We start from the raw sequence: 17,867 nt of genomic DNA, 5'->3' as shown, positions 1-17,867 counted from the left end.
CACTGTGGGCGTTGGCGACAGGGTTGCTTGCATTACCTGCATTGTATGCATTACCTGCATTGTATGCATTGTATGCATTGTATGCATTGTATGCATTGTATGCATTGTACGCATTGTCTGCGCCGAGCCTATCGGGATGAACCGACGAGTCACAGGGCTGTCCTGTTACGACTTATCGTGCAACCGACAACACAGCTATGTTGCGCTTGATGATAGTGTAGCCGCTCAACGAATCGCCTAAACGGCATTAGTTTTTGCTGGAGGGGTCCGTCGCTTTGGGCGAGTGACGGACAAGATCAGCTCCGGCAGCAAGGTACTGTTTATAGGTTTCATTGCCCCATGCAATGAGTTTATCGTCCTGAAAAAGCAGTGGCGTGCATTCGTCTTTCGTGGTGACACCATCGGATTGTTGATGGTGAGTACGATAAAACAGTACGAGCAATTGGGTTTCGTTAATTGATTTTGCCTCAGAAAAATCGGCATTGCCGAGTAAGGCGGTGATCTCCGCTCTATTTTGCCCAAGGCTGAGATGATTTATGGTTTGGTTGATAAACAGCTGCCGGTCTTCCCAGCTCATCTCATCGGGTGTGGGCTGATACACCAGTGCGACCACTGCAACAAAAGCGACATAGGCGGCAAAGATGCAGCCAAAAATGACGAATGCTGTTGATTTCATCTCACTCTATTCCTTGTCTAGTCTTACGCCTGATCCCAGCTCATCCATAAAATACGCCCTTGTGTCGTGAAGGTAAATGGCTTTATGGCAACGGATTGTTAACATTTTAGGGGGCGTTGCCTGCATGGTCGCAATGTGGCGTTTATGGCCTAGCTGGCGCAGGCTGAACCCGAAAGTCTTTTAAATTGATATTAAGGGGTAAATCGGTTTGCAGTTGCGCCAGTTTATAGCTTAGGCGCGCCATATCCCGTCCATCGGCGAGTTTATGGGCTTGTTTGGGCTCGAGGCGATCTAAGGAAGCAAAGAGCACCGTCAGGCTGCTAAAGGTGTGGAGTAACTCTGCTGCTGATTTTGGCCCAATCCCCGGGATCCCTGGGATTTTGTTGCCACTATCCCCGGCGAGTGCGATAAAGTCGAGCAGTTGCTGGCGCTTTACCCCAAGCTTTTGTTCTAACGCAGTGATATCGAGGAACTGTTGATTAAAATGATCCCATTGCAGGATCCCCGGCAAGTTTAGTTGGCTAAACCCTTTATCGGTGGAGACGATAATGGCTTCACCTTGGGCCTTGACGGTTTTGACTGCCAGCGTTGCTATCACATCATCGGCCTCGGCGCTGGCATAAATCGAGCCAATGTGCATAGCCGCTAAATGTGCTTGTAGTTGTGGCAATCCGTTCGCCAGTGGCGTTGGCATAGGCTTACGCCCTTTTTTGTAATCAGGATAACGCAGTTTACGCCATGATAAGGCATCGCCATCCCAGACAATGGCAACGTGGGTCGGTTGGTGGATGCGCAGCAATTTAGTGCATGCCGCACCGACACGTTCATGCAAGCTCGTCAGATCGGTATCATCGGCGATGGCGGCATAAATGCGGCGAACCAAATTGAGACCATCGATAATTAAAAACTTATTCATAGGAGCGTTTCATGGGTAAATAGGGCCTTATTTGACGATTTGATAGCAAGGAATATAAGTACTTCCCGGTAGTTTCATCCGATGTTGGACCACAAATGCGCTCAGGAGATTATCTAACATTTCCATTAAAAGTGGGTCGCCTTTTAATTGGAAAGGGCCAAAACGTTCGATCTGTTTAATGGTATCGGATTTAACATTACCCGCAACAATCCCAGAAAATGCCTTACGCAGATTGGCCGCCAACTCGGCTTTATTGCTCTGAAAATGTAAGTTAAGGTTCGCCATCACTTCGTGACTGGGTGTAAAAGGCAATTGAAATTCAGGCTCAATCTTTAATGCCCATTGATATTGGTAGGCATCCCCCGTGGCTCGGCGATAACTTTTGACCTGTTCCATCGATTGCTTCATGACTCTGGCAACTTCTGCGGGGTTATCGATGATAATTTGGTATTTCTTTTGGGCCTCGCTGCCTAAGGTGGCACCGATAAACTCATCAATTTTCATAAAATAGTCGGCGCTTTCGATAGGGCCGGTGAGCACTAGCGGGAAGGGAATTGCCTGATTTTCTTTATTGAGCAAAATCCCCAAAATATAAAGTAATTCTTCGGCCGTACCGGCGCCACCTGGGAAAATGATAATGCCATGACCTAGGCGGACAAAGGCTTCTAGGCGTTTTTCAATATCGGGTAAAATCACCAGTTCGTTAACGATTTGGTTTGGCGGCTCGGCGGCGATAATACTGGGTTCAGTTAACCCGATATACCGGGCATTTTTGATCCGTTGTTTAGCATGGCCGATAGCCGCCCCCTTCATGGGGCCTTCCATTGCGCCTGGGCCACAGCCGGTACAAATATCTAATTCCCTCAGGCCAAGTTGGTAGCCCACCTCTCGGGTATACTGATATTCGATGGCATTAATGCTGTGGCCGCCCCAGCACACCACTACATTGGGATCTTTCATTGGCGCAATCGCCCGGGCATTACGTAGGATATCAAATACCACGTTAGTGATATGGCTGGCGTTGGTGAGATTGATGTGCTTGAGAGAGTCGTATCTATCGCTAATGTAAAGGATATCTCGAAGTACGGCGAAAAGATGTTCTTGAATACCGGTAATGATTTGTCCATCGACAAAAGCTTGTTCGGGAGGATTGATGAGCTCGAGTTTTACCCCTCGCTCCCGTTGCAGCACATTGATATCAAAGTGGCGGTATTGTTCAAACAGGGCTTTAGCGTTGTCGGTTTTGACGCCAGCTGCGAGCACCGCTAACGAGCAGTTGCGATACAGTTGATACAGTGCACTTTTGGCACTTTTTTTTAAGCGATCCACCTCCAGTTGTGAAAGCTGATCCATGCTGCCTTTCGGGCTGATTTTCACTATCATTGGTCACTCCTTCGTCGCGACAGGAGTGATAAGGGGAGTCGTTTGACGTGGTTTACGTCATTCACATCATCTTATAGGTCAATCACAACCCTGTCTCTGCTTTCGTGTTTCGCTTTATAGAGCGCGGCATCGGCACGTTCAAAGGTCTGATGGATAAGTTCATTCTCCATGACCTTGGCCGCTCCTATGGATACTGTAACTGTAATTCTATGATTTTTAAATTTAAATGGAATATTTTTTACTTTCTCACGCACTCTGTTTAAAAGTTGAGCAATGTCGGCGTTGCCAATATCGGGTAAAAGCAGAACAAATTCTTCACCACCGTAACGGGCGACGAATTCGGTGCCTCGTAAAGAGTTTTTTAACGCCATCGCAATCACTTGCAGCGCTTTATCCCCTGTACTGTGGCCAAAGTTATCGTTAATCGATTTAAAATGATCAATATCGGCGACAGCGACCCACAGGGCATTCTTATGGCGTTGATAATTACGGTATTCTAGCTCCATGCGCTCTTCTAGTGCGGCCCGGTTAGGCAACTGGGTGAGGCTATCGAGTAAATTGAGTTTTTGCTGTTCGAATAAGCGTTCTTTGTAGGTGTTGGCTTCAGTGTTGAGCTCATTAAGCTCTTTATACATAGCCTCCATTGATTTGCGCTGAACGCTTTGTTCCCGTTGTTCAAGGGTTTCTTTACGATTCAGTGCCGCACGAATCGAGTTGAGTTCTTCAGTGAGTTTAGCTTTGAGATCTGACATATTTTCAGCATCGGCTATGATTTCTCCGGCGCTATCGACGCGAGAATTAATTTCGCGATTAAGCTGAGTTTGCAGTTGAAAACTGCGTTGATGCTGGTTGTACGATTCACTGAGTACTTCGCGCACTGTGGTGAGGGTGTCATTCAGGGCAAACAGAAACTCTTGAGAAGCGGATTTTTCCTGCACGATGTTATCGAGCAAGAGGGATAAAATGGTTTGATAGGATTCGAGCAATGCATCGATATCGATATCGGATGCTAAGACTTCTTTAATAATAATAACTTGTTCACGTTGATCTTTGCGAAATTCGATCTCAGAGATGAGTTGCGCCAATTCATGGGCGAACTGGCGATGTTTGGGTAATACCGCTAGTTTTTCTGACTCTTGGCACTGTAACTGTAAGATCGTCTCATAAAAACCAATCAGCTGTTTGACTTTGGGGATGTATTCCCAAACCGTATGAAAGGGCTTGGCAAGATCTTGCTTAAAATAGTTAACATCTTTGGCCAGTTTATCCGGAACAGCGATGATGCTTTGCAACTGACGGATCACTTTAGTGAGGTCGGCACGGCTGTCTTCGAGTTGGGTCATCACATGGTGATATTGGCTTTTTAGCAGACGTTCTACATCCACCAATTCAGGCAACGATTCATCGACGCGCTCAAAGCTCGTGAGATGATTGCGTAACTTGGCGAGCTTATTATCGAGTTCAAGATTCTGTCCTTTGCAGGCGAGACTTAAATGCCCAATAAATTGTAGCAAGGTTTGCAACTTGGCATTTCTGTCTTCATTGACTTCATTGAGAGCGACTGTGGCTAACTGCAGTTTTTGTTGTAATACCGCCAGCTTTGAAACGGTTTTGTTGGGATCCTTCATCAGGAATCTTTTCCTCGCTCTGTAAGGCTAAAAGCATGGCGTTCCAATGCCCAGATTAGCGATTAACTCATGTGCGTGTCATGTTATAACAATGGCCATATAGCGCAAATCACTTTGTCGATAATCTATGTGGTTTACCTTGGCTTTTGTTTAAATATGTTCAACTAACTCTTTGTGGTGATTGTGTTCCCAGCAAGGCCACTGAATCGCATTTTTATCGCCATTGGTTTCTACGCGGATAAGTCCGCGTTCGATGGCTTTTTCAATATGTAAAAATAATGGGTTGGCAAATAAACTGGGGGAAACAAAATCGAGCACTTTTAAGGTCACATAGTTATCCGTCTCTGTGGGTAAACCTCGCGCGCCAGCGAGGGCCATTTGCGCGGTTTCAAATACGAGTTGGGGATGGATGCGTATCTCGGGTTTTGCCAGTAAGGGGACATTTATCAGTCCGAGGTGGAAGGGACTGAAGCGTGATTTGCCCGTAAATTGTTGATCCAGTTGCTCACGGATCGCCGTCACTAGGTCAGCGGGTGTTATGGTTTCGGTCAAGCCGATAGCGAATATTCCTTGGCGGATCACAAATATCGGCATATTGAACCTGGCACTAAGCAGGTGGATTAATTGGTTTGTGACCGTATTGGCGAAGTATTGTCCTTGATATCTATCGGCGTCAACACACTCTGGAAACTCTATCAGGGCTAGGGCGAGGATTTTTGTGGTCGACTCTGTGCCGCTTCGTTGATTGAGCTGAGACAATAGGGCCGCGTAGCCAAGGTGATGCGTAAAGGCTTCCTGCTGGTTTAATGCCTGCAATGCCGTATTGTGCCGGGTTAATTGTTGACGCTGGCGCAACAGCATGATGACACAGATGATGAGGAGCATGGCAACCGCGCCGCAGATGACTAACCGATTCGTTGTGTTGTGCATGGTGGTAAGGGCATTATCCAGTTTGCTCTGGAGCATGTTAAGTTCCATTTTGAGTTGCTGCTCCGCGAGCGCGGATTTTGTGGCTGCAGCGCTGCTGTTGTCCGCCGCTTCTTGTTGGCTTAACTCGATGATGCGTTTTTGGGTCGCAATGGTTTTATTTTTATCGCCTAAGCGTTCAGCGGCTAAGGCAATTTGCGTTAATGCCGACTTTTGTTCGTCGATGATATTTAACTGGGTGGCTAACGCTAAGGCGCTTTCTGCATGGGTTATTAAAAGTGGCCAATCTTGCTTTGCCTCTGCCACGTCTGCGATTAATAGCTCGTTATACACTAAATAGTGATTACTTTGTTTTTCTTCAAAAATGTCAGTAGCGAGGAGTAAATATTTTAGGGCGTTAGCCTTATCGTTAATGTTGAAATAGGCTTGGCCGAGGTTGTGAAAGTTTAAGCCTTGGGCAATATAATTGCCTTGTTTCGCATCTAATTGTTGGGCGTTCAGGTAAAAGTCAATGGCCTGATTCCAGTCACCTTTTTCACCATAAACCATGGCAATTACCGTCATAGCGTTGGAAAGATAGGTGTTATTTCCTAATTGTTTAAAACCTGCTGCAGCCTCGTGGGCATGTTTAAGTGCATCATCCCATTGTTTTAAATCACGATATACCCTGGCTAATTGCAATTGTAAATGGGTAGCCATTGTAGGGTAATTGATGCTATTTGAGTGTTTAAACGCTTCACTGTAGTGTTGCAATGACATTTTATGTTGTTGAATTCTATTGTAGTAAGCGCCCAGTCTTGCTTCGGCTGTCGCCATCAGATAGTCGTTTTTTAGCTGATAGGCGGTATCGCGGTAGATATGGTAATGCGTTAATGCGGGTTCATTTTGGCGCAGAATAAGGTAAATGGTGCCCAATTGGTCATGGATGTTGTGTTTGAGCAGCATGGCTTCAAGATCGTGTTTATCCTTGATGCGCGTCAATGCGTTATTCAGGACAGTGATCGTTTCCTGATATTTTTGTTCAATGCGCCCAATGTATCGGCCGCGTAGCATGTCGACGGTGGCCAGTTGGTTAGGCGTTGACGCGATGCGGCTTAAGAGGGCAATGAGGCTTTCAGCCTGTTGAAAGCCTGCGGTAGATTTCACTCCGGGCTCTAGGTTAAGCCGAGCGAGTAATTGCAGCTGTTGTTGTAATTCGGTGGGACTGTATCCTTGGGCCTCGGCTAACTGTTCAAATTGTTCACGGTTGTCGAAATCGAGGGGAAAGGCAATCGAGGCATTCAAGGTGTCATAGAACTGCTGTGTTGCTTCTCGTAGTTCAATCTCTTGGGTGATCAAATCGCGACTGAAAGTGTTAAATGAGATAGATATCAACAGGATAAAGATAATATTGATGAATGTTGGCATTAGGTTGATGATCTCGTATTTCCATGCATCATGGCACAGGGTTACACTGATTTAGGTGATAACCATAATCGATTATATTGGTAAAATGAGCGGCAATATCATAACAGAAGCAAGTCAGAGAGTAACCTCATTGACACGTTATCTGCTTGATAAATGTACTATTGATGGTGGCCTAGGCGGGGCTTTGTTTGACACAGATGAGGAACCGCGTGCGCAGGTCTTGAGTGCATAGAGCTTAAGCACTTAGGAACTAAAGCACTTAGGAACTTAAACGCTGATGAACTTGAGGAACTTAAGTGACCATCAATTTAGCAAAACGAGTGAGACAGCGCTGGCGGTGAATAAAAAAGCGCGCGGGTGTGAGCCGGCGCGCTTATTAAGGAAGGCGGAAGGGATCAGGCTTGCACTTCTTCTAGTCCACCGAGGGCGGATACTAACGCCTGCATCAGTGCGACTAACTCACTGCCCATTAAGGCAAAATCTGCATCAAGACGGGCCATGGGATCATCGGTGCCCACTTCATCGTTACCCGCTCTAAATTCTTCAGAAAATTTCAGGCGCTTAACGCTGGCATCCGATTGCAGCAGAAGGGCGATGGATTGACCAAAATTCAGGGCCAATTTGTGCACTTGTTTACCCGTTGCGAGGTGGGCTAATACTTCATCTTCTTTCAGATCCTGCTGCTTAAAGCGCACAATGCCGCCATCATCAGCTTCGGACTTTAGCTCAGCTTCATCTTGCATCTCAAAGGGTAAGGGAGCACTGCCATTTTTGAGCCATTCGGTCAATTGGCTTTCGACGGGTGCTTTAAAGCTCAATGGGATCACCGGTAAGCTGCCTAGCGCCTTGCGCAGTAGCGCGAGTAACTCCTCCGCTTTGGTGGCACTTGAGCTATCGACTAGGATCATCGCTAACTCAGGCAAAATGAGCGCTCGGGTTTGGCTGCGGCGGGAAAATGCCCGTGGGAGCAAGCTCGTGGTGATCTCATCCTTAAGAGCATCTTTTTCTTTTTTAGCCAGTTTTCTGTTTTCTGTTTCTTCTATTTGCGTCACTTTTTCATCAAGCGCTTCTTTGATGACTTGTCCTGGAAGAATTTTCTCCTCTTTAGTGACACAAATGAGGTGGCGATTATTGGCGCTGTGGACCAAGGAGTGACCCTGTTTACCCAGTGCATTAGAAAATCCAAATTTACTGATATCTTGGCTGGAGCACGGAGAAAAGGTGAAGTCAGCGAGCGCCGTTTCAAGCGCTTCGGTTTCGACGGCAAAAGGTTTATTGAAACGGTAAAGAGTAAGATTTTTAAACCACATAATGTGCGCTCATCGGAAAAGTAAAGCCGAAGTTTACGGCATAGTCGCGCCGCGGTAAACCGCCACGCGATTAGCTGATTTTGAACAATAGACAGAATTCATTAAATTGTCACATTAATTAAAACATCGCTACATCCCTTGGAGTGTCTGGGTTTTGTGTGGGTTTGTTCGGTTTCAATCATGCTTTAGGCTCTGGGGAGTCAGGGCTGAAATAAAATTGAAACAGAATCGTTGCACACTTTCGCTCGTTCCAAACCAATAACCAAGACGAACAATGTCGAAAGGATGAAATGATGAACCTATTTTGTAAAACGCTACTAGCTTCAGCCCTCGCTTCTGCAACACTTGCCTCTGCTAATGCCGCTGAGCCGTTGACGGTTTACGGTAAGTTAAATGTCAGCGCGCAATCAAACGATGAGAAAGGTGAGGCGACAACTGCCATTCAAAGTAATGCATCGCGTTTTGGGGTTAAAGGTGAATTTGCGCTGTCTAGCTCGCTTGAAGCGTTTTATACGGTTGAATATCAAGTTGATACCGGTGCCGCATCCAGTGATAACTTCACGGCACGTAACCAATTTGTGGGTTTAAAAGGGGGATTTGGGTCGTTCTCTGTTGGCCGTAACGATACCTTACTTAAAATTTCTCAAGGTGATGTCGACCAATTTAACGATCTTTCTGGTGACTTAGGAAAGTTATTTAAAGGTGAAGTACGTGCGGCACAAACCGCTACTTACTTGACTCCATCCTTTGGCAATTTTGTCTTTGGTGTGACTTATGTTGCCGAAGGTAATGACGAAAAAAGCCAATTTGCCCAAGATGGCTTTAGTTTAGCGGCGATGTATGGTGATGCTAAGCTCAAGAAAACGCCAGTGTATGCCGCGCTTGCCTATGATGCTGACGTCTCAGGCTATGAAATCATGCGTGCTAGCGTACATACCAAGTTAGCGGGGATTAAATTAGGGGGTATGTATCAGCAGCAAGAGCAGACTTACAAGATTGATAAAGTCACCTCTTTGCCAGTTGCGGTCTCGGCAGACAGTGCCAATGGATATCTGTTAAGTGCGGCCTATGATATCGACGCTGTGACCTTAAAAGCTCAGTTCCAAGATATGGAAGAGTTAGGTGATTCTTGGTCTTTGGGGGCGGACTATAACTTAGGTAAGCCAACCAAATTGTTTGCATTCTACACGAGTCGCTCCCTCGAGGCCGCGACCGATGATGATTCATATATCGGTGTGGGTTTAGAGCACAAGTTCTAACAACCGTATTTAAGGTTTAATTAAGGAGGCTGAGGCCTCCTTTTTTATTGATATAAACAAATAGTTATATAAAATAGTTCACAAAAAACACAGGGCAAAATGTGTTAAGCGCTGTGCTTGTTCATAAATTTGTCATAAAAATGACTAATAATAGCCCGATTGACATTCACTGACAGAAAATCACTTATGACTGCAAGGATATTGATCGTAGAAGATGAGTTAGCCATTCGCGAGATGCTAACTTTTGTAATGGAACAACATGGGTTTATCACTGCCGCGGCCGAAGATTTTGCTTCCGCTATTGCGCTGCTGAAGGAGCCTTATCCCGATCTGATTTTATTGGATTGGATGTTTCCTGGCGGCAGTGGTATTCAGTTGGCTAAACGGGTAAAGCAGGATGAATTTACCCGAAATATCCCAATCATCATGTTAACCGCGCGCGGAGAAGAGGAAGATAAAGTCAAAGGGCTCGAAGTGGGCGCCGATGATTACATCACTAAACCCTTTTCACCCAAAGAATTAGTGGCTCGAATTAAAGCCGTGTTACGCCGCAGTGCGCCGACGCGCTTAGAAGAGCCCATCGATATCCAAGGTTTGTTATTAGATCCGGTGAGCCACCGGGTCAGTGTAGGGGATATCGTCCTCGATATGGGACCAACAGAATTCCGCTTACTGCACTTTTTTATGACTCATCCGGAACGGGTGTATAGTCGCGAACAGCTGCTTGATAATGTCTGGGGCACGAATGTGTATGTGGAAGATAGAACCGTGGATGTGCATATTCGTCGTTTGCGTAAAGCAATAGAAGAGTCGGGACACGATCGGTTAATCCAGACAGTACGCGGCGCAGGTTATCGTTTTTCAACACGTATTTAGTGCTGAGGGGAGATAGGCACAGGATGGCTTTTAGGCTATCGTGTGCTACGACTCTTTTTCTCCCAAGGCATGGATTTATCTATGTTTGATTCTTATTCTGGGTATCGATTATTTACTCGGCTAGCCGGGTATGTGATTTTGTGTTTGCTCGTTGGTTTATTGATTGGACAACCGCTCTGGGTATTGGTCATTGCACTGCTCTGTTTGGTGATATGGCACTATCAGCAATTAGCGCGGCTTAATTTTTGGTTATGGCGAGATAGGAAACTAACGCCTCCCCAAGGCTCTGGCAGCTGGGAGGGGGTATTTAATGGGATTTATCGGCTTCAAGGGAAAAATCGTCGACGCGTGAGCCAATTGGCGGCGTTGCTCGCCCGATTTCGTCAGGGTGCTGAAGCCTTACCCGATGCCGCGGTCGTGCTCGATTCTGAGCATAATATCTTATGGTGTAATAAGTTAGCTCAGCTTATTCTCGGTTTTGTCTGGCCACAGGATAACGGACAGCGGATCGATAACTTAATCCGGCACCCTGACTTTTCGTCGTACATAAAAAATTCGCAGTTTAAAGAGCCATTAGAACTGCCATCCCCCGTCTCTGATAAACGTTTGCTTGAGATCCGCATTATGCCCTATGGGGATCGCCAGTTATTGTTAATCGCTCGCGATATCACCCGGATCCGCCAACTTGAAGGCATGCGTAAGGAATTTGTCGCGAATGTGTCACATGAATTAAAAACCCCGCTCACTGTGCTGCAGGGGTATCTTGAGATGATGCAGAGTATGGCTGAGCCAGACTCGATGAATGCCAAGCCGCTAGCGTTAATGCAGCAGCAGACATTGCGGATGCAATCCATGGTCGAACAGTTATTAATGTTGTCGCGCATTGAGGATGCAGCAGATATTAACTTAGAAAATACCGTGGATATGACGCAATTAATGGACGTGCTTAAAGAAGAGGCCGAGGCCATGGCTCAAGGAAATTATCAATTAATGTTCTACTGTGAGCCGGGATTGCATTCTCACGGGAGTGAGTTGCAATTAAGAAGTGCCTGTTCCAATTTGATTTCAAATGCTATTCGCTATACCGAGCCCGGTGGCACCATTACAGTGCAATGGCGCAGCGTGGCCGGAGGCGGGCGCTTTAGTGTTACCGATACCGGTGAAGGCATTGCGCCGCAGCATATAGGACGGCTGACGGAGCGCTTTTATCGAGTAGATAGTGCCCGTTCTCGGCAGACGGGGGGCAGCGGTCTTGGACTCGCCATTGTCAAACACGCCTTGAATCATCATCACAGTGAATTAAAGGTGAGCAGTGAACTTGGCAAAGGCAGTACCTTTAGTTTTGTGATTCCTCAGCATTTAATTGAACGGCAAAAGCGAATGGGATAATTACTCAGCTAAACATAGTGTTATTTAGAAAAAACAGGTCGTTATGACCTGTTTTTTTGCTTTTGTGGCCAAGATGGCGTAAAAAACTTAAAAAAGAGGTGACTGTCATCTAAGTGTCACATCACCGACATAGAATTGTCACTGTAGCAATTGATACTGGCTGCGTCTGAAAAAACTTAAGTTACAAATTAGTTAGCTTACTACTGGAGCACATAATGAAACTGAACAAGCTTGTCGGCGCGATGACCTTCACTGCTGCTGTATTTTCTGCAACTGCCATGGCATCGCTCGATCCTTCTTTACCAACCTATGAAAAAACAAGTGGCGTATCAGGCAACTTATCATCGGTCGGTTCTGATACCTTAGCTAACATGATGACCCTCTGGGCTGAAGAATTTAAACAGATGTATCCAAACGTCAATATTCAAATTCAAGCCGCAGGTTCTTCTACTGCGCCACCAGCGCTGACTGAAGGCACTTCACAATTTGGCCCGATGAGCCGTAAGATGAAGCCTAATGAAGTTGAAGCCTTTGAAAAACATTATGGTTATAAACCAACTGAAATTCGTGTAGCGATTGATGCTCTGGCCGTCTTTGTGCACAAGGACAATCCAATCAAAGGCTTAACTGCAGAACAAATCGATGGTATTTTCTCATCTACCCACAAATGTGGTGGCGCTGACGTTCAACGCTGGGGCGATTTAGGCCTTGATGGTAACTGGTCTGCTAAAGACGTTCAGTTATACGGTCGTAACTCAGTATCAGGTACTTACGGTTATTTTAAAGAGAAAGCCCTGTGTAAAGGCGACTTTAAAGCGAACGTGAACGAACAACCTGGTTCAGCTTCTGTGGTGCAATCGGTTTCTCAATCGTTGAATGCGGTCGGTTACTCAGGGATTGGCTATAAAACGGCGGGCGTAAAAGCAGTGCCGATTGCTAAAAAAGGTAACGAGTTCATCGAAGCGACGGCTGAAAATGCCGCGAACGGTACTTACCCACTATCACGTTACTTATATGTCTACGTGAACAAACAACCAAACAAAGACTTAGCGCCGATGGAAAAAGAATTTATCCGTTATGTGCTGTCTAAACAAGGTCAGCAAGTGGTAGAAAAAGACGGTTATGTGACCTTGCCAAAAAGCGTTGTGGCAAAAGATTTAGAGCAATTGGGTATTCGCTTATAAATCGAGCTGCATTAAACAAAGGATCTCTACGGAGATCCTTTTTTATTGGGCATTTTTATCAGAATATGAGGTTATGTGGGGCATAAAAAAAGCAACCTAAGTAGGTTGCTATAAATTCCAATTCGGAATCTTGGGATGGTCGCGCTAGAAACCATCTAAAGGAGAATGATGATGAACGAAGAAATTCATTGCAAAAATCCGGTTCATATCATCAGACTGAGCGGATCTGAATTAGTTCAATCAACCTTTAAAAAAAGTGAAAATATTTTTCTGCTTGCTGCAACTCGACAAATCTGATTGCTACACATTCTCCTTGCTTGAGCTAACAAATTAAGCGAATAAAGGTGTTTAGGCTAAAAAAAAAGGCAACCCTAGGTTGCCTAAAAAAATCAAGATGGGAGACAAAAGAATGCGGTGCGCTAGCGTGTATTCTATTGTTTCCCCAAAGGGAGGATGATGAACGATTAACCAACGTGATGCTATGCGATGAAACATAAGTCGTATCAAATAGTCAGTAAAACGGCGGAGTTAACGGATTTATATATTGCGCTAAATCTGTTTAATGACTCACGAAAGCGGTTTAATGACTATCAAGTGCATGTAATCCAATTTGTCAATCTTTACAGTTATTCAGAGTCTCCCTACTTAAAAAAGTTCATTTATTGGCATAAAAAAATTCGAAAAATTTAAAAACATATTCTGGCACGTTATAGGAACTTGATTGATATCAAGCATGTATTTAGTACAACCTTTTGATTTAATTGTTAAAAATGGTGATGGATAAACTCTGTCATTGGGTGTTACAGATGCTCTTAAGGCTGAGCATGGTTGTGGCCAGTGCGTTACACTCACACACTCACATGGCATCCATGGTGTCGTCATTTCATCTAGTAACGAGAGTACACTGCATGCCGTCATTAGGCTGTGCTCGCCTACCTATGTCAGACTTTCATGAGGATAACTCTGGTTTGGTTAGTGAGGGAGATTTGGGTATAAAAAAAGGCAACCAAGTGGTTGCCTACAGGCCTACTGCTAGGCCAAGGGGGCTGCGCTAGAAGCCCCTGGGAGAATGATGAACATGAAAATCCCTGTTCATATACTTTGAGTAAGCAGTGCGGCTTAAGTTCCCATAAAAATAAAAAATAAAGTATTTTTATAATCATTTATATTTCAATAGGATGCTTTGGTTTGTGCTAATAGGGCGTTTATTTTATGGCTAATCGCTTCAGGTTTAGTGGTTGGAGAAAAGCGCTCAACCACCTCGCCTTGGCGATTAATGAGGAATTTTGTAAAATTCCATTTAATTCCCTCCGATCCTAGGAGCCCAGGTGCGGCTTTTTTGAGGTATTGGTACAGAGGATGCGCGTGTTCGCCATTGACATCAATTTTAGCAAATAGCGGAAAGGTGACGCCAAAATTCAGTTCACAGAAGTGTTGAATGTGTTGTTCATCGGCCGTTTCTTGGCCACCGAATTGATTACATGGAAACCCTAATACCGCAAAGCCTTGCGCTTTATATTGACGATAAATTGCCTCTAATCCTTTGTATTGTGGAGTAAATCCACATTCACTCGCCGTGTTGACTATCAATAGAACTTGACCTCTATATTGCTCAAACGAGATTAACTGATTGGTTATATCTTTGGCGCTGAACTGATAAATAGCGGTCATGTTTATCTCCTTAGGCTAGAGTGTCAGCATAGGGGGATTTTATATTTATGGCAATAAAGTTGTGTGCAATTTTGTTGTCATTGTTTGCTAATTTGCTTAAGTATCAATACACTTACGCAAGTTTATGTGCAATATAAGGGCCCAAGTGTGATTGAACATGAAGCCGAATACGACACAAATACCCAAGCCGATGTTGGGCAAGTTGTTCAGCAACTCACTGAAGTTGAAGGTGAAGAACAGGCTGAGGTGTTTAGTGAAATTTTAAATGAGGCGGAGCCTGGAACGATTGCGCTTGCACTCGAGTCATTGCCTTTAGATGAGCGTTACGAGCGTTGGCAGCAGGTTGAGCCCAGTGAGCGGGTGAATGTCCTGAGCTTAATGCGGGCCGATCCGCGTATGGGGATTTTGCGCCAGATGCCCGATAACGAGGTTGACTCGTTATTTGCGCAATTAAGCCCAGAAGATTTGATTGAATGGAGCGATTATCTGCCGGAGAGTTTTACCGATCGAGCGTTAGCCTTGATGGGGGAACGGCAGCGGCAACGCTTCGCGCTTTATGATCAATATTCTGAAAATGAGATTGGTCGATATACTGATCATCAAATGCTTGTGCTGGGGGATAAGGCGACGGTTGCGCAAGCAAAGCGGTTTTTTCGTCGCATAGAGCTCGATTGTAACGACAATGTGTTTATTGTGGATGACGAAGAAAAATATATCGGTACCGTCAGCCGTTACGATATTTTCAAGCATGATCCTGATGAATTACTGATTACCCTGTTATCTGAGGATAGCCGAGCGCTGTTAGCCGATGCATCTTTACTTGAAGCTGCCGAAGCGATAGAGCACAGTCGTGAAGTGGAGTTGCCCGTGCTCAATGGGGTTGGTGAGCTCATTGGGCGTGTCACACTACGAACGGCGACGGCGTTAGTGCGCGAACATTACGAAGCACAGTTGATGGCAACTGCGGGTATGGATGAGTCAGATGACTTATTTGCGCCTATTCTCAAAGGGGCGCAGCGCAGAGCGGTGTGGCTGGGGATTAATTTACTTACGGCCTTTTTAGCTTCGGCGACCATTGGTTTATTTGAAAATGTGCTGTCTCAAGTCGTGGCCTTAGCAGTATTAATGCCGATCGTGGCCTCTATGGGAGGGATTGCCGGAAGTCAGTCGTTAACGCTGATGATCCGCGGTATGGCGATGGGGCAGATTTCTGCAGGTAACTTGTTTTCGTTAATGAAAAATGAACTCGGGATCGGCATTGTCAACGGCACTTTGTGGGCATTGGTGATTGGCTTGGTGGCTGCTTGGTGGTTTAACGATAGCACCATTGGTATTGTGATTGGTTGCGCGATTTTGATAAATATGGCAGTTGCTGCCATCGCCGGAGTGTTAGTACCTATGGTGCTGCAAAAATTCAATCAGGATGCGGCGTTATCAGGTTCAGTGATATTAACCACAGTGACAGATGTGGTCGGCTTTTTTACGTTCCTGGGGATGGCAACGGTACTCTATTTTTAATAAAAGCGAACCACAATTATTTATACATCATTTAGTTAGTTTAATATTATGACCGATTTTCAATATGTACAATCTGTAACTCACGAGGAATTAGTGCTTGCGGCTCAATTAATTGACAGCCGTGATGACAATGCACATCCCTTAAATCACTCTGTATTTTTTGATTCAAGGGCAGTGGTGCTTGCTAAAAATGCTGCGGGTGAAATTGTTGGCTGTGCGGCCATTAAAGCTGGGGAGGGACCGATTGGCGAATTAGGTTACCTAGTGGTCTCACCACAGTATCGTCGCCTTGGCATTGGTCGCGCCTTAACCTTAAAGCGGATAGACGTTGCTAAATCTCTAGGGATTACGCTGTTATTTGCCACGGTACGCCTTGAAAACGCCTCGAGCCGCGCGAATTTGCTTAAGATTGGTTTTCAATTTTGGGGGAATTATCTCAGTATTCGTGGCACTGGCAATGTTGTCGGTTGGTATTATTTTCCTCTAGCAGATGAGGTTAATATCGCTGACAGTATGTCAGCTTTAGTGGGGGAACGTATTCCTGTGGCGTAATGAATATTTTGCCGTGTGCCTTGTCGCGGGATTGCGGGTGGCTAATTTATGGTCGCTTTTATCGTGCTGATAAAATGAGCGCTTTAAAATCAGGGTGAATAATAAGTGCTCTAAATATCGGCGTTCAATACGAGCAGCATTAGTGGGGATGAGCCGTTAGTTAAAATGGATGCGAATTTGTGATTATCATTGGGTATCATGCAGCATTTTTATTTATTGTCATTAGAGGTATTTTTATGACTCGGTTTAGAGTAGCCAGCGTGTTTTTATTGAGTACATTTGCGCTGCAAGTTAATGCAACGCAAGTGCATTTTGGGGTAAACAATGATGTGGTCTCTACCGCATTAGAAGTACCGTTAAGTAAAGATACTAACGCGGTATTAGGTTATATCTATGCCGATGAAGCTGGCCATATTGCTCAGGGGGCAATCCATATGAGCCATGATGTGGGGGCGCACCATTTTGAGGTCGGAGCGAAAATGGACCAGTTATGGTCGGATTATGCTCAAAATGGCAGTGCGATTTCTGTTGGAGGCCGTTATGCGCTATCAATGGGGCCGAGTATTTCATTGCATGCCTCTGCCTATTATGCACCTTCAGTGTTAGCGTTTAGCCATGTTGATGGGCACTATGAACTTGATTCTAAAGTGCAATATCGTTTAACACCTAATATGGCATTACATATTGGATACCGTAAAATCGTTTTTGAATACGACAATGCTCGAGATTTTACCTTTGAAGATGGCGTTTATTTTGGTGGTCAATTTCGTTTTTAAGCCAGAGCGTTAACTCAGCCATATTAAGTAGCATTGCCGGCACACGAAAGCGTAGCCGGCTTTTTATTGGCACTTTGAGAGTGATTTTCAAGTGGTCGTGGTTTTACGTTGTCATGAGTTGACGTTGCTTATGTTTTAAATCTCTCAGGTTTTTAAATAGCTTGCTTTTATTTCACCATGTTTACACGACCTATTTTTGCCGCAGCTTGAATGAATATTACGCCTTCTTTAACGTGATTAAAAAATGACTATACCGCGACATTAAAAAGAACGGTTAAATAACGACATGAATGTCTAAATAAGAGGTGACTAATATCACCTGGCGTTAATGGGATGGCGGGCTAACAAGCAAGTTGGACATAATCCAACTTGCTCGGATGATTTGCTCTGATTTG

14 protein-coding genes are annotated in these 17,867 nt (G+C 45.1%); 7 read left to right on the top strand and 7 right to left on the bottom strand.

The annotated features are described in order from the left end of the window. Positions 1-247 precede the first annotated feature (247 nt). From ACRCZA_RS09690 to rdgC, 6 genes are all read right to left on the bottom strand, one after another. A complete protein-coding gene (locus ACRCZA_RS09690) occupies positions 248-676 on the bottom strand; it encodes a DUF3192 domain-containing protein (RefSeq protein ID WP_438674240.1) in 429 nt (142 codons plus the stop codon). A 142-nt stretch (positions 677-818) separates the two neighbouring features. Next, on the bottom strand, positions 819-1,592 hold the full coding sequence (gene xni, locus ACRCZA_RS09685; protein WP_438674239.1) for a flap endonuclease Xni: 774 nt from the start codon (positions 1,590-1,592) through the stop codon (positions 819-821). Positions 1,593-1,619: 27 nt separating this feature from the next. Then, on the bottom strand, positions 1,620-2,975 hold the full coding sequence (ppnN, locus tag ACRCZA_RS09680) for a nucleotide 5'-monophosphate nucleosidase PpnN (protein WP_438674238.1): 1,356 nt from the start codon (positions 2,973-2,975) through the stop codon (positions 1,620-1,622). Between the two features lie 71 nt (positions 2,976-3,046). Further along, positions 3,047-4,603 (bottom strand): diguanylate cyclase, encoded by a 1,557-nt coding sequence (locus tag ACRCZA_RS09675; RefSeq protein ID WP_438674237.1) that lies wholly within the window; start codon positions 4,601-4,603, stop codon positions 3,047-3,049. A gap of 150 nt (positions 4,604-4,753) precedes the next feature. Then, a complete protein-coding gene (locus tag ACRCZA_RS09670) occupies positions 4,754-6,937 on the bottom strand; it encodes a tetratricopeptide repeat protein (protein ID WP_438674236.1) in 2,184 nt (727 codons plus the stop codon). Positions 6,938-7,332: 395 nt separating this feature from the next. Next, complete coding sequence (rdgC, locus tag ACRCZA_RS09665; protein WP_438674235.1) at positions 7,333-8,247, bottom strand: recombination-associated protein RdgC; 915 nt, start codon at positions 8,245-8,247, stop codon at positions 7,333-7,335. A 290-nt stretch (positions 8,248-8,537) separates the two neighbouring features. On the opposite strand from rdgC, the gene ACRCZA_RS09660 reads away from it, so the two are divergent. The 4 genes from ACRCZA_RS09660 to ACRCZA_RS09645 all read left to right on the top strand — a co-directional run bounded on the left by ACRCZA_RS09660 (position 8,538) and on the right by ACRCZA_RS09645 (position 12,955). Continuing rightward, entirely contained in the window at positions 8,538-9,506 is a 969-nt protein-coding gene (locus tag ACRCZA_RS09660; protein WP_438674234.1) for a porin, read from the top strand. Between the two features lie 186 nt (positions 9,507-9,692). Beyond that, positions 9,693-10,382, top strand: a complete 690-nt coding sequence (gene phoB / locus ACRCZA_RS09655; protein ID WP_438674233.1) for a phosphate regulon transcriptional regulator PhoB — start codon at positions 9,693-9,695, stop codon at positions 10,380-10,382. An 81-nt stretch (positions 10,383-10,463) separates the two neighbouring features. Further along, positions 10,464-11,771, top strand: coding sequence for a phosphate regulon sensor histidine kinase PhoR (phoR, locus tag ACRCZA_RS09650; RefSeq protein ID WP_438674232.1), 1,308 nt, complete (start codon positions 10,464-10,466; stop codon positions 11,769-11,771). A 215-nt stretch (positions 11,772-11,986) separates the two neighbouring features. Continuing rightward, a complete protein-coding gene (locus ACRCZA_RS09645) occupies positions 11,987-12,955 on the top strand; it encodes a PstS family phosphate ABC transporter substrate-binding protein (protein WP_438674231.1) in 969 nt (322 codons plus the stop codon). 1,170 nt (positions 12,956-14,125) lie between these two features. Here the strand turns inward: ACRCZA_RS09645 and ACRCZA_RS09640 are convergent. Beyond that, positions 14,126-14,626 carry a glutathione peroxidase gene (locus tag ACRCZA_RS09640; RefSeq protein WP_438674230.1) on the bottom strand — a complete coding sequence of 167 codons (501 nt, stop codon included), beginning with the start codon at positions 14,624-14,626 and terminating at the stop codon, positions 14,126-14,128. Between the two features lie 147 nt (positions 14,627-14,773). Here ACRCZA_RS09640 and ACRCZA_RS09635 point away from each other — a divergent pair, with 147 nt between their 5' ends. The 3 genes from ACRCZA_RS09635 (at position 14,774) to ACRCZA_RS09625 (ending at position 17,472) form a co-directional block, all read left to right on the top strand. Further along, positions 14,774-16,144 carry a magnesium transporter gene (locus ACRCZA_RS09635; protein ID WP_438674229.1) on the top strand — a complete coding sequence of 457 codons (1,371 nt, stop codon included), beginning with the start codon at positions 14,774-14,776 and terminating at the stop codon, positions 16,142-16,144. A gap of 48 nt (positions 16,145-16,192) precedes the next feature. After that, positions 16,193-16,696: a GNAT family N-acetyltransferase gene (locus ACRCZA_RS09630; protein ID WP_438674228.1), complete on the top strand. Its 504-nt coding sequence runs from the start codon at positions 16,193-16,195 to the stop codon at positions 16,694-16,696. A gap of 236 nt (positions 16,697-16,932) precedes the next feature. Further along, on the top strand, positions 16,933-17,472 hold the full coding sequence (locus tag ACRCZA_RS09625) for a YfaZ family outer membrane protein (protein WP_438674227.1): 540 nt from the start codon (positions 16,933-16,935) through the stop codon (positions 17,470-17,472). Positions 17,473-17,867 lie beyond the last annotated feature (395 nt).

Origin of the sequence: Shewanella sp. (assembly GCF_051658185.1) — a bacterium.
Lineage (GTDB): Bacteria > Pseudomonadota > Gammaproteobacteria > Enterobacterales > Shewanellaceae > Shewanella.
Note: the sequence above shows the minus strand (reverse complement) of the source record. Positions and strands in the feature narration are given on the sequence as shown.